This is a genomic window from Streptomyces abyssomicinicus (genome assembly GCF_008974245.1).
Taxonomy (GTDB): domain Bacteria; phylum Actinomycetota; class Actinomycetes; order Streptomycetales; family Streptomycetaceae; genus Streptomyces; species Streptomyces abyssomicinicus.
This window is the reverse complement of record NZ_BBZI01000007.1, coordinates 206,993-219,924: the sequence shown is the minus strand read 5'-3', so window position 1 is coordinate 219,924 and position 12,932 is coordinate 206,993. Positions and strand designations below refer to the sequence as shown.

At 75.7% G+C, this 12,932-nt stretch carries 8 protein-coding genes; 7 read left to right on the top strand and 1 reads right to left on the bottom strand.

Translation table 11 applies throughout. The features are described 5' to 3' along the window. Positions 1–95: 95 nt before the first annotated feature. The 6 genes from GBN72_RS14455 to GBN72_RS14430 all read left to right on the top strand — a co-directional run bounded on the left by GBN72_RS14455 (position 96) and on the right by GBN72_RS14430 (position 11,796). Complete coding sequence (locus tag GBN72_RS14455; protein ID WP_151772205.1) at positions 96–1,688, top strand: alkaline phosphatase D family protein; 1,593 nt, start codon at positions 96–98, stop codon at positions 1,686–1,688. 126 nt (positions 1,689–1,814) lie between these two features. Continuing rightward, on the top strand, positions 1,815–3,173 hold the full coding sequence (locus tag GBN72_RS14450) for an SWIM zinc finger family protein (RefSeq protein ID WP_151772204.1): 1,359 nt from the start codon (positions 1,815–1,817) through the stop codon (positions 3,171–3,173). Further along, positions 3,170–5,878: a DUF7824 domain-containing protein gene (locus tag GBN72_RS14445; RefSeq protein ID WP_151772203.1), complete on the top strand. Its 2,709-nt coding sequence runs from the start codon at positions 3,170–3,172 to the stop codon at positions 5,876–5,878. Before GBN72_RS14450 ends, GBN72_RS14445 begins: the two co-directional genes overlap by 4 nt. Continuing rightward, entirely contained in the window at positions 5,875–8,571 is a 2,697-nt protein-coding gene (locus tag GBN72_RS14440) for a DUF6493 family protein (RefSeq protein WP_151772202.1), read from the top strand. Before GBN72_RS14445 ends, GBN72_RS14440 begins: the two co-directional genes overlap by 4 nt. A gap of 108 nt (positions 8,572–8,679) precedes the next feature. Beyond that, positions 8,680–10,002, top strand: coding sequence for a GNAT family N-acetyltransferase (locus GBN72_RS14435; protein WP_151772201.1), 1,323 nt, complete (start codon positions 8,680–8,682; stop codon positions 10,000–10,002). Positions 10,003–10,104: 102 nt separating this feature from the next. Then, positions 10,105–11,796 carry a DUF885 domain-containing protein gene (locus tag GBN72_RS14430; protein ID WP_151772200.1) on the top strand — a complete coding sequence of 564 codons (1,692 nt, stop codon included), beginning with the start codon at positions 10,105–10,107 and terminating at the stop codon, positions 11,794–11,796. 73 nt (positions 11,797–11,869) lie between these two features. Here the strand turns inward: GBN72_RS14430 and GBN72_RS14425 are convergent, their stop codons facing one another. Further along, the gene (locus GBN72_RS14425; protein ID WP_151772199.1) at positions 11,870–12,367 is read right to left on the bottom strand and encodes a rhodanese-like domain-containing protein; all 498 of its coding nucleotides are present in this window, start codon (positions 12,365–12,367) and stop codon (positions 11,870–11,872) included. A 123-nt stretch (positions 12,368–12,490) separates the two neighbouring features. Between GBN72_RS14425 and GBN72_RS14420 the strand changes: the two genes are divergently transcribed. Then, on the top strand, positions 12,491–12,932 hold a 442-nt coding region (locus GBN72_RS14420; RefSeq protein WP_151772641.1), incomplete at its 3' end, for an Lrp/AsnC family transcriptional regulator.

Genomic DNA, 12,932 nt, shown 5'->3' with positions numbered 1-12,932 from the left:
GTGCGGGCCGCGCGACGGGAGTAGGTGTGACTGCGCACACCGGCCGGGCTCCGTTCCCGGCCCGTCCTGTCCCCTGCTGTTCTGGAGGCGCCGTCATGTCCGACCAGCCGTCCGTCCCGGCCCGCCGCAGCGTGCTGCGGGGCTCCCTCGCCGTCCCGGCGGCCCTCGCGCTGCCCCTGGCTCCGGGCCTCGCCGCGCCGGCGTTCGCCCGTTCCGGGCGCCCCCGCGCCGGGTGGGGCGTCCAGGCCGGTGACGTCACCTCCGACTCGGGCCTGGTGTGGGTCCGTTCGGACCGCCCGGCCCGCATGGTCGTCGAGGTGTCGCCGACCGAGTCGTTCCGCAGGGTCCGCCGGGTTCCGGGTCCGCTGCTCGGCGAGGGCACCGACTTCACCGGCACCACGCGCCTGCGCGGGCTGCCCGCCGGGGAGCAGATCCACTACCGGGTGGTGCTGGCCGACCCGGACGACCCGCGCCGCACCGGCGAGCCGGTCACCGGCACCTTCCGCACCGCCGCCGTCCGCCGCCGGGACGGGGTCCGGTTCCTGTGGTCGGGCGACCTCGCGGGGCAGGGCTGGGGCATCAACCCGGACCTCGGCGGCTACCGGATCTACGACGCGATGGCCCGGCTGGACCCGGACTTCTTCCTGCTGAGCGGCGACAGCGTCTACGCCGACGGCCCCATCGCCGCCACCGCCGCGCTGCCCGACGGGCGGGTCTACCGGAACGTGGTGACCGAGGAGAAGTCGAAGGTCGCGGAGACCCTCGCCGAGTTCCGCGGCGCCTTCCGCTACAACCTGCTCGACGAGAACCTGCGCCGCTTCAACGCGCGGGTGCCGACGATCGTGCAGTGGGACGACCACGAGGTGCGCAACAACTGGTACCCCGGCCAGGTGATCGCCGACACGGACGCCCGCTACACCGAGAAGCGCGTCGACGTGCTGGCCGAGCGGGCCCGCCGGGCGATGGGCGAGTACTTCCCCGTCTCCGCCCTGACTGCCGGGCGGCGCGAGGGCCGGATGTACCGGGTGGTGCGCCACGGTCCGCTGCTCGACGTGTTCGTGCTCGACATGCGCACCTACCGCAACGCCAACTCTCCGGGTAACCAGACCACCGACCCGCAGGGCATCCTGGGCCGCGAGCAACTGGACTGGCTCAAGCGCGAGTTGTCCCGGTCCACGGCGACGTGGAAGGTGATCGCGGCGGACATGCCGCTGGGCCTGGTGGTACCCGACACCACCGAGGGCGCGCGCAACGTGGAGGCGGTGGCCCAGGGCGACCCCGGCGCCCCGCTGGGCCGCGAGCTGCAGATCGCGGAGCTGCTGCGGTTCGTCAAGCACCGCCGGATCACCGGCACGGTCTGGCTGACGGCCGACGTCCACCACACCTCGGCGCAGCACTACCGGCCGTCGCGGGCCGCGTTCACCGACTTCGAGCCGTTCTGGGAGTTCGTCTCCGGTCCCCTCAACGCGGGTGCCTTCCCTGCCAGTTCCCTGGACGGCACCTTCGGCCCCGAGCGGGTCTTCGTGAAGGCGCCCACCGCCTCCAACGTCTCCCCGGCCGAGGGGTACCAGTTCTTCGGCGAGGTGGAGATCGACGGCGGCAGCGGGGAGATGACGGTCCGGCTGCGCGAGCAGGACGGGACGGTGCTCTTCACCAAGGTCCTGCAGCCGGGTCTGGTCGGCCAGTAGGGGCCCGGCAGGGCGAATGCCGTCGTCGCGGCGGCCGGCAGGGCGAACGCCGTCGTCGCGGCGGTCGGCAGGGCGAATGCCCTCGTCGCGGCGGGCGTTGTCGGTGGCCGGTCCTACGGTCCTCCCATGACGCGATCACTGCAGGCCGTGGCCTACACGCGTCCCTCCGCGCTGGAATCCACCGCGGAGGGACGGCTCCTGGGACTGGAGACCTCCCGGGGCGCGACGCCCACGGGCGTCCAGGACCACCCCAGCTTCTTCTCCGGCTTCCTCACGCATCCGCAGGCGGCCGCCGCGGGACTGCTGGCGGTGGCCGACGTGGCGGCCGCACGCTACTACCGGCCGCAGCTGGCGGCCTCGCTCGACCCGGTGGTGACCGGCAACGGCGACCGGCTCCGTTTCGAGTCCTTCTCCGGCTGCTGCGGCGTGTACGCCCGGCTCGACGTCCTCTCCGGCGGCCTGGACGGCGGGGACGTGGGGCACGGCACCACCAACGTGGACGTCAACAACCCGCTGCGCGAGGCGCTTTCGCGGGTGGGCACGCTCGACCCGGTCCACCTGCGGGTGGGGCCCGACGAGTTGGCGGTGACCACGACGGACGGGCCGGTCGTCGAGAAGAAGGTTCCGCTCCCGGACCGCTGGCTGCGGGGGTTCGCCGAGTCGCAGGTGGTCTCGGCGGGTTTCGAGCTGCGGGCGGAGCTCCCGGCCGCGGAGGCGGTCCGGTTCCTGCGCTCCCTTCCCCGTGGCGGGGGCCGGGGCGGTGCCTCCTGGGTGGTGCCCGCCGGGCGGGGGCTGCGGCCGACCACCCGGCCCGTGCCGGGCGCGGTGTGCCTGCCGGGGCCGGAGCGGCTCGCGGCCCTGCAGCGGGTGCTGCGGCACGCGACCGCGCTGCGGGTGTACGGACCGGGCGTGTCCGGGACCGACGCGACCGCGAGTGCCTGGGAGGCGGTGCTGCCGGGCATGCGGCTCACCCTGACGCTGTCACCGGACGCCTCCCGGGGTTTCTCCGGCGAGGGCGGGGTCCTCGCCGCGCTGGCCTCCGGCGACGCCGCCGAGGACGCGGAGCTGATATCCGTGCTGCTGGCGTGGGAGCCGCGGATCACCGTCGCCGACCTGGCCGCCTCCTCGGGACTGACCCCGGAGCGGGTGCGCGCCGCGCTGGTGCGGCTGGGCACCTCCGGACGGGTGGGCTACGACCCGGCCGAGGCGGCCTACTTCCACCGTGAGCTGCCCTACGACGCGGGCCGTGTGGAGCGCCACAACCCGCGGCTGCGGGACGCCCACGCCCTCCTCACCGCGGGCGCCGTCGCCCTGGACGGCGCGACCGCCACGGTCACCGCCGAGGACGGCCACCGGCACCGGGTGCGCGAGGAGGACGGTGCGTTGATGTGCACCTGCCTGTGGTGGGCGAAGTACCGGGGCGGGCGCGGCCCCTGCAAGCACGCGCTGGCGGTCCGGATGGCGCGACGGGAGGGGACGCTGTGACGCAGACGACGGCGACAGCGGCTGTGACGGCGGCTGTGACGGCGACGACGGCGGCGGAGCACGAGGTCCTCACGGCGGTGCGCGAGGGCGCGACCGGCCGCGTGGCGGGCCTGCTCGGAGCCATGGCGCCGGGGGAACGGCGGGCGCTGGTCCCCGCGCTCCAGGAACTGCGCAAGAAGCTCCGCCGGGAGTCGTGGACCGAGCAGCGGCGGGCCTACCCGGCGCTGCAGCTGGCCGGGGCGGCCTGCCGGACCGGAGCGGGGGCGGTCACGGACTGGCTGACCGCCGCCGACTTCCGGTGGGCCGGGGCGCCGGTGGGACTCCTGCTCGACGCGTTGCGCGGCCGGGACCCGCAGTGGCTCGCCGACCTGGCCCGCCGGGTCGCCGCGCGGCCGGTCTCCGCCGATGTGGGCTACGAGCTGCTGGACGGGCTGGTACGCCTGGCGGACTGTCCGCCGCCGGTCACCGACGCGTACGTCCACGCCTGGATCCAGCACGTCAACGGCGTCTGGCGGGGGCGGGACAGCGTCGACGCGCGCATCCGGAACACCCGCCACCTCAAGGCCCTCACCGCCGGGCTGTTCGGGACGGCCGACGCCGGCCGCGCCATGGCGAACCTCTACTCCGGCGACGACGACAGCTGGGTCTCCGTGCTGACGCGGATCACCGCCGAGGGGCTGCTGGAGCGGCGGGAGATGGTGGACGGCTGTGTGGCACGGCTGCTGCGGGGCGGGCCGACCGCCGATCTGCGGGTGTTCCAGCGGCTGCTGGCGGCCCTGGAGCTGACCGGGGAGGAACGGCGGGCGCGGACCGGGGACTGGCTGGCGCTGGCCGCCGACGCGATGCCCACGGTCGCTGCCTACGCCCAGGCGGCGCTGGGCGAGATGGCCCTGTCCGGCGAACTGACGGACCGGCGGCTCGCCGACCTGTCGGCGTCGGTGCTCTTCCGGACGGAGAAGAAGCTGGTCCGCTCCCAGCTCGTGCTGCTCGGCAAGGTGCTGGCAGCGCGGCCGAAGGCCGTGGACCTGCTGCTGCCCGGCGTCGCCCCTGCCTTCGGGCAGGCGGACGCCGACGCGCGGGAGCGCGCGGTGAAGCTGCTGGAGCGGCACGGGGGCGGGCTGAGGGACGACGGCGTACGGGACGAACTGGTCGCCGCGGCAGAACAGTTGTCCGCGGCGCTGCGCGTACGGGCACGGGCGGCGCTGGGTGTGGAGGCCGGTGAGCGGGAGCCGGAGGCGTACGAGGAGACACTGCCTCCGCCGCCGGAGCCCGGCCGCCTGGCCCCGGCACCGGTATCCGTGGCCGAACTGGCCGAGGAGACGGGCGCGTTGCTCGCCGCGCGCGAGGCGGACGTGGCCGCCTTCGAACGCGTGCTGGACGGCCTGGTCCGCCACGCCCGTCAGGACCGGGCCGCGCTGCTGGAGGCGCTGGCTCCGGTGTTCGCACGCGCCCCGTGGTACGGAGCGGAGCCCGGCACCTGGAGCGCGCCCGAGCGTTTCTTCGGTCCCGGGACGCACTACCGCGACGCCGGCCACCTCGTCGGACTCGTCCTCGCGGCACTGGCGGAGCAGGTCTCCGAGCAGGTGCTGTGGGCCGGTACGCAGAACGACTCCTGCAGCTGCCGCTGCGCACACGCCTCGCTGTACCGGGCGTTCGAGGCACGGGTCCGCGAGATCGCCCACCGGGTGCGCACCGGCCCCGTTCCCCCCTTCCTCCTCTCCACCCCCACCTGGAGCACCGGGGCCGTCGATGCCGCGGAGCTGGTGGACCGGCTGGAGGCCTACGCCGCCGCGCGGGTCCGCCCCTTGGGTGACGACTTCGCCCAGGCGATCCTGCGGGTACGTCGCTGCGACCGCCCCGCGGCCGAGGCCGCGGCCGCGCGCGCCACGGCGCTCGGGACCGAGGAGGGCGAGCGCCTGGCCCGGTGGCTGACCTCGGCGGACCCCCTGCCCGCGGCACCGGAGCGGCGCACGGCGGACGGGCGGGTGCTGCCGGGGCTCGGCGAGTGCTTCGCGCTGCAGCACGACTTCCCGCGCGACTTCGCCCGCCTGGGGCGGCCGGTGCTCGCCGAGGCCCGGCAGCTGTGGTGCCACCACCTCGTGGAGGACGTCCGTCCGTACCTGCTCTCGGTGCTTCCGGAGGACCGCGAGCTGCTCGCGGCGCGCGTGGTCCACGACGCGGTCGCGGCGGCCGTCGGGGACCAGCGGCGCGGCGCGGCCGTGCTGCCGCTGCTCGCCGAGGCCGGCGGTCCGGCCGGGCCGGCCACCCACCTGTGCGTGGCGTACGGGCTCGGCTCCCGTCACCCCGAGGACCGGCTGGCCGCGGTGGACGCCGTGCTGGTGCTTGCGGCGCGCGGGCAGCTCGACGCCGGGCGGCTGGGCGCCGACCTCGGGGAACTGGTCGTGCTCGGCGCGGTCAAGGCGACCCGGCTCGCCGACTCGCTGCGCACGGCCGCCGTCACGGGCGCGTACGCCACCGTGTGGGAGCTGCTCCGGCACGCCGTTCCGGCGCTGCTGGCCGAGGGGGTGGACGCGGCCCGCGGACTGGGCGACCTGCTGGCCGTCGCCGTGGACTGCGTCGAGCGGAGCGGCGCGGGCGGATCGCTGCCCTGCCTGGACCGGACCGCGGACCGGCCGGGCTCCTCACGGCCGGTCCGGGAGGCCCGGCGGCTGCGCGCGGCGCTGAACCGGGAGGGGACCCGATGACGACGGGGAACGGACTCGTCGAAGCGGTGAGGGCCGGGGACACGGTCCGGACGCTGGACCTGCTGGAGGGGATGTCCGCGTCCGAACGCCGCCGTCACGTACCGCTGTTGCGGGAGCTGCGCGCCGAACTTCGCCGCGACCGCTGGACCGCCGCGTCGAGGACCGCCTACCCGCCGCTCCTGGTGGCAGGGGTGGCCTGCCCGACGGGTGCCGCGGCGGTCGCCTCGTGGCTGAGCGCCCGGGACCTCTGGTGGGGGGCGGGGAGCGCCGTGCCGCCCCTGACGCTGCTGCGGCTGCTGGAGGGCCGGGAGCCCGCCTGGCTCGCCGACGTGGCGCGGCGCGTGGCGGGACACGGCGCCGCGGAGGTCGTTCCGTTCGAGCTGCTGTCAGGGCTGGTCACGCTGGCCGGCTGCCCGCCGCCGGTCACCGACGGGTATGTGTCCGGGTGGGTCCGCAGCTTCCACGTGGGCGCGTGGCGCCCGTCCGGCACACTGACCGAGCGGCTGCGGCGCGACCCCCACCTGGTTCCTCTGGTGGCGGCGCTGTTCGAGGTCGAGGAGATGGGCCGGATGCTGCCGGCCGACGCCTGGACCGACGCCCTGACCACGCTCACCTCCGAAGGGGCCCTGCCCCGCGGGGCGATGCTGGACGGCTGTCTCTCCCGGCTGCTGCGCGGTGGCTCGCCACCGAGCCTGCGGTTCTTCCTGGGTCTGCTGACGGCGCTCGGCCTCACCGCCGAGGAGCGGCGTGAGCGCGTGGCCGACTGGCAGGCGCTGGCCGCGGACGCCCCGTCCACCGTGGCCGGGTACGCCCAGGCGGTGCTCGGCGAGCTCGCGGCGGCCGGCGCGCTGACCGGGAGCGCACTCGCCGAGGTGTCCGCGTCCGTGCTGTTCCGCCCGGAGAAGAAGCTGGTCCGCGCGCAGCTCACGCTGCTGGGCAGGCATCTGGCCCGGCACCCCGGGGCGGCGGACGCGGTGCTGCCCTCGCTCGCCCCGGTCCTCGGTCACGAGGACACCGCCCTGCGGGACCGGGCCTTCGCCCTGCTGGAGCGGCGTCTGCCCGCACCGCCCGGCGGCGCGGCGGCCCGCGAGGCCCTGGCCGCCGGGGCCGGGCTGCTGCCTCCCCCGGCACGTGCCCGCCTGTTGTCGGCGCTGGGCGTCGACGACGCGGACGCGGGCCCGGCCGGGCCCTGCGAGGAGGTCCTTCCGCCGACGCCGGCCCCGCGACGCCTCGCGCCCCCGCCGGCCACCGTCGAGGAGGTCGCGGAGGAGACCGGCGCCCTGCTGGCCGGCGAGGGCCTCCCCGGGGAGGAGGTCCCGGCCTTCGAACGGACGCTGGACGGCCTGGTCCGGTGGGCCCACCGGGACCGGGGGGCCCTGCTGGAGGCGCTCGGGCCGGTGGCCGCCACCCGCTGGTGGTGGCAGGGTGGCCGCTCGTCCTACGACGGCATGCGCGCCGCTGCCCACTTCCGCCACGACCACCCCGGTCCGTTCACCCGCGCGCACGCGGTCGACCTGCTCCTGGCGACCCTGTTCCAGGTGCCGAAGCTCTCCGCGCTGCACGCGGCGACGGTGAACGGCGCGGCCGAGCACTCCTGCGCGCACGGGCAGTTGACGCGCGCCTTCCAGGCCCGGTTGTGGGAGGCGGCCTACCGGATGCGCACCGATCCGCAGCCGCTCCTGCTCTCGGTCCCGAGCTGGGGCAACGGTCTGCTGGAGCCCGGCGAACTCGTCGGGCGGCTGGAGGAGTACCGGCGGCTGAACGCCCGCGTCGGGGAGAACGACTTCGCGCAGGCGCTGCTCCGTCTCCGCCTCGGCGACCTTGTGGCCTGCGGGGCCGCGGCCGGGCGCGCCCGCGCGCTGGGCACGACGGCGGGCACCCGGCTGGCCGAGTGGCTGGACCGCGGCGGCCCCGGCCTCCCGGCGGGGCGGCAGGTCGAGGCGGAGCACGTGCTGCTGGTGGAGTACGACGGGATGCCGGACCTCCAGGACCTTCCGCGGGGGTTCCGCGGCCTGGGCACACCGGTCGGCGCGGTGGAGCGGTGCGACCGGTACCACTGCGTGGCCCGCGGCGCCGGCCTCGCCCCGTACTGGCCCTCCCTGCTTCCGGGCCACCGGGAGCTGGTGGCCGTGCGCATGCTGCACGAGTTCGCCCGCGGCACCCTCCGGGACTCCCCCGCCGACGTGCGGCTGCTGCCCCTGCTGGCGGAGTCGGCGGGCGTGGCGGGCCCGGCGCTTCGCCTGTCGGTGGCCTACGGGCTCGGCTCCCGGACCGTCGGCGACCGTCTGGCGGCGGTGGACGCCCTGCTGCTGCTCGCGGCGGGCGGCGAGCTGGACGCGGAGGCGCTGGGCGCGGACCTGGCCGCGCTGGTGCTGTCCGACGTGGTCGTGCCGGGCCGCCTCGCGGACGCCCTGCGCACGGCGGCCGACGGCGGTGCCCGCCGGACCGTGTGGTCGGTGCTGCGCGCCGTGCTTCCGCCGCTGCTGGGGGCGGACGAGCCGGTGAACGCCCGTGCTTTGGGCGAGCTGCTGGCGGTGGCCGCGGACTGCGTCGAGCGGTCCGGGGCCGGCGGTGAGGTGGCCGGTCTGGACGCGGTGGCCGGCCGCGGCGGCTCCTCGCGTCTGGTCGCCGAGGCGCGGCGGCTGCGGGCCGCCGTGGCGGACGGTTCCCGTCCCGAGGGATCCGCGGTGTGAGATCCCCCATAGCGGACAGAACTGCGCTTAACCGGAGGGTCACAAAACGTTCGTGATCACGCAACACCGGTCCCTCACCGTGGAGGCATGCATCAGAACATGTCTTCCATGAAGCGCGTGACCTGTGAACGAGACAGTGACCGGCCGGCTCCGTCCTGGCTGCGTCTGGCCCCGTCCGGATTCCAGGCCTGGTGGACCGGACGCCACGGACCCAGGCCCCCGGCCGGTGATACCGATACCGGCGCCCGGCCGTCGTCCTCCCGGGGGCGGCGGACCGGGCGGCCCGGCCCCGAACCCCTGGCGGTGGCGGGCGGGGCGCCTTCGGCGCTCTGGCGGATGCGCGCCACGGTGCGCGACGAGCCGGGCTCGCTGGCCGCGCTGTGCGCCCGGCTCGCCGGGCTCGGCGTGGACATCGTCAGCCTCCAGACCCACCCGCTGGCCGACGGCGTGGTGGACGAGTTCCTGCTCCGCGCGCCCGGCGGGGTGACCGCCGCCGAGCTGGCCGCCGAGGTGCAGCGGGCCGGCGGCTGGGACGTCTGGACGGAGCGCGGCGACGCCCACGACCTGGTGGACGCCCCGACGCGCGCCGTGACCCTGGCCACCCGCACCGCCCTCGACCCCGCCGAACTTCCGCTCGCTCTGCGCCAGTTGCTGGGCCGCTGCGCAATCCGCCAGGCTCCGCCCGGGCGGGGCGGCGGGAGCGGGGAGCAGCAGGCCGGGGCGGCGGAGCTCGACGAGGACTCCGGCACCGTGATGCGCCTGCCCACCCCGGACGGCGGCGTGATCACCGTGGACCGGCCCCACCTGCCCTTCACCCCGGCCGAGTTCGCCCGGGCCCGTGCCCTGGTGGAGCTCGACGGCCGTCTCGGGCCGCGGCTCCCGGTCTCGGAGGACCTGCTGACGGTGTCCGGCGCGGGCCACTTCACGGTCCGCCGGGCCGGACCGGGTGACCTGGAGGCGGCGAAGGCGCTCCACACCCGCTGCTCGCCGCAGACCCTGCGGCGGCGGTACCACGGCCCGGTGGGCGACGCCGACCGCTACCTGCGGCACCTGCTCAGCCCCAACTTCGGCCGCACCCTGGTGGTGGAGACCACGCGCGGTCACGTCGTCGGGCTCGGTCACCTCCTGTGGGACGGCGACGAGACCGAGGTCGCGCTGCTCGTGGAGGACGCCTGGCAGCGGCGCGGCATCGGCGGTGAACTGCTGTACCGGCTGGTGCGGATGGCCGCCGAGGCCGGCTGCGGCGCCGTCTACGCGGTGACGCAGGCGTCCAACACCGGGATGCTGGCGGCGATGCGCGGCCTCGAGCTGCCGCTGGAGTACCAGGTCGAGGAGGGCACCCTGGTGATCACCGCCCGGGTGGAGCCCGTTCCGGCTGCCCTGCCGCAGTGCGGCGCGGTGTCCGACCAGGGGCGTGCGGACGGGAGTTGAGGCGACGCGGTGGTGACGGCGGGGGCGCTTTCCGGCCGCTGTCACCACCGGACGCCCGGTCGGTGCTGACGTGGGCCCTCCTCCTGGGAAAGGATGGCCCCCATGTCAGACACCAACAACCCGCTGCCCCGCCAGGTCGCCGACGCCTATGTCGACGACCTGGTCGCCCTCGATCCGATCACCGGCACCTACCTCGGCGTCAAGGAGAGTTCGAGCAGGCTGCCGGACACCTCTCCGGCCGGGCAGGAGGCCCTGGCCGCGCTCCAGCGGGACACCCTGGCCCGGCTCGACGAGGCCGAGCGCCGGCCCGGCGCGGACACCGGCATCGAGCGGCGGTGCGCCCGCCTGCTGCGTGAGCGGCTGACCGCCGAACTCGCCGTCCACGAGGCGCAGGAGGGTCTGCGGGCGGTCAGCAACATCCACAGTCCGGTCCACTCGCTCCGTGAGGTCTTCACCGTCACCCCGGCGGACACGGAGGAGGACTGGGCCGCGCTCGCGGAGCGGCTGCGCGCCGTGCCGGCCGCGCTGGCCGGGTACCGGGAGTCGCTGGCGCTGGGTCTGGAGCGCGGGCTGTACGGCGGACCGCGGCCCACCGCGACGTTCGTGGGCCAGCTCACCGAGTGGGCGGACCCGCACGGCACCGGCCGCGGCTGGTTCGAGGACTTCGCGGCCGACGGTCCGCAGAAGCTGCGCGCCGAGCTGGACGAGGCCGCCCGTGGCGCCACCGCTTCCCTGGTGGAGCTGCGGGACTGGATGCGGGACGTGTACGCGCCGTCCGTCGCCGGCGCCCCGGACACGGTGGGCCGTGAGCGGTACGCCCGCTGGGCCCGCTACTTCAACGGCACCGACCTGGACCTCGACGAGGCGTACGCGTACGGGTGGGCCGAATACCACCGCCTGCTCGGGGAGATGCGGACCGAGGCGGAGCGCATCCTGCCCGGGGCCGCCACCCCGTGGGTGGCGCTGGCCCACCTGGACGAGCACGGACGGCACATCGAGGGCGTCGACGAGGTCCGCCAATGGCTCCAGGGGCTGATGGACCGTGCCGTCGCCGAGCTGGACGGCACCCACTTCGAGCTGGCCGAGCCGGTGAAGCGGGTGGAGTCCTGCATCGCCCCGCCCGGCAGCGCCGCCGCCCCGTACTACACCAACCCGTCGGAGGACTTCTCCCGGCCGGGCCGGACCTGGCTGCCCACCATGGGGCTGACCCGGTTCCCCGTCTACGACCTGGTCTCCACCTGGTACCACGAGGGTGTTCCCGGCCACCACCTCCAGCTCGCGCAGTGGACGTACGTGGCCAAGGACCTCTCCCGCTACCAGGCCACGGTGGGCGGTGTCAGCGCCAACATGGAGGGCTGGGCGCTGTACGCGGAGCGGCTGATGGACGAGCTGGGCTACCTGCCGGACCCGGAGGAGCGGCTCGGCTACCTGGACGCGCAGATGATGCGCGCGGCGCGGGTGATCGTCGACATCGGCATGCACCTGGAGCTGGAGATCCCCGCGGACTCGCCCTTCCACCCGGGTGAGCGGTGGACGCCCGGCCTGGCCCAGGAGTTCTTCGGTGCGCACAGCAGCCGCCCCGCGGACTTCGTGGAGAGCGAGCTGACGCGGTACCTGTCGATGCCCGCCCAGGCCATCGGCTACAAGCTGGGCGAGCGCGCCTGGCTGCTGGGCCGCGAGAAGGCCCGTGCGCGGCACGGCGACGCCTTCGACGCCAAGGCCTGGCACATGGCCGCCCTCTCGCAGGGCTCGCTGGGACTGGACGACCTGGTCGACGAGCTCTCCCGGCTGTGACGGGGTCCGGCGCCCCCGTCACAGCCCACCGGCGGGTGGACGGGCGGGGCGCCGGCTCCTCGGCCCACCCTGTTCAGCAGCCGCAGTCGGCGTCCTCGACGACGGGCGCGGTGAGCGGGTCGGGGCTCCGCCGCCCGCCGCCCTCGGCGGTCTCGTAGGCGAAGCCCTCACGGACCCAGTACTCGAAGCCGCCGAGCATCTCCTTGACCCGGTACCCGCGAAGGGACAGCGCCAGCGCGGCGCGGGTGGCGCCGTTGCAGCCGGGGCCCCAGCAGTAGGTGACGACCGGGACCGCCGGATCCAGCAGGCGGTCCGCCAGCTGCGGCAGGAGGGCGGTGGGCAGGTGCAGCGCGCCGGGCACGTGCCCCTGGTCCCACGACTCGGTGGACCGGGTGTCGACCAGCACGAAGCCCGGGTCGCCGCCGGGGCCGGCGGCGGCGAGGGCGGCCGCGACGTCGGACACGTCCGCGTGGAAGGCGAGGCTCGCCGAGAAGTAGGCGGCGGCCTCGGCCGGTGCGGCGGGCGCGACGCGCAGCACGGGGTTGTCGACGGGGGTCGATGCGTTGGCCATGGGGTGGTCCTTCCGGTGCGGCTTTCCGACACCGGAGAATCTAGGCGCCGCGGCCGCCGCCCTGAACGGCCGATCCACGGCGCTCCGGTTGTGACGCCGGGGAATCCCCGGCATGCTCGGCCCATGACCACGCATCTCCCGGCGTACACGCCGGACGCCACTGATCTGCGCATCCTCGACGTGCTGCAGCGGGACGGCCGGGCGAGCTTCACCGAGCTGGCCCGGGCCGTCTCCATGTCTCCCAGCGCCGTCACCGAGCGGGTGCGCAGGCTGGAGGAGGCCGGGGTGATCCGGGGTTACTCGGCGGTCGTCGATCCGGAGCGGCTGGGCCTGCCGGTGCTGGCGTTCGTCCGGCTGCGGTACCCGACGTCGAACTACAAGCCGTTCCACGACCTGGTGGCCGCCACTCCGGAGATCGTGGAGGCGCACCATGTGACGGGGGACGACTGCTTCGTCCTGAAGGTGACCGCGCGCTCGATGCGGCACCTGGAGGAGGTGTCCGGGCGGATCGGCGGACTCGGGTCGGTGACCACCAGCGTGGTGTACTCCTCCCCCCTCCCGCGCC

Coding starts and splice junctions, on each gene's coding strand:
- GBN72_RS14455 (WP_151772205.1), top strand. CDS start 96: ATGTCCGACCAGCCGTCCGTCCCGGCCCGCCGCAGCGTGCTGCGGGGC.
- GBN72_RS14450 (WP_151772204.1), top strand. CDS start 1,815: ATGACGCGATCACTGCAGGCCGTGGCCTACACGCGTCCCTCCGCGCTG.
- GBN72_RS14440 (WP_151772202.1), top strand. CDS start 5,875: ATGACGACGGGGAACGGACTCGTCGAAGCGGTGAGGGCCGGGGACACG.
- GBN72_RS14435 (WP_151772201.1), top strand. CDS start 8,680: ATGAAGCGCGTGACCTGTGAACGAGACAGTGACCGGCCGGCTCCGTCC.
- GBN72_RS14430 (WP_151772200.1), top strand. CDS start 10,105: ATGTCAGACACCAACAACCCGCTGCCCCGCCAGGTCGCCGACGCCTAT.
- GBN72_RS14425 (WP_151772199.1), bottom strand. CDS start 12,367: ATGGCCAACGCATCGACCCCCGTCGACAACCCCGTGCTGCGCGTCGCG.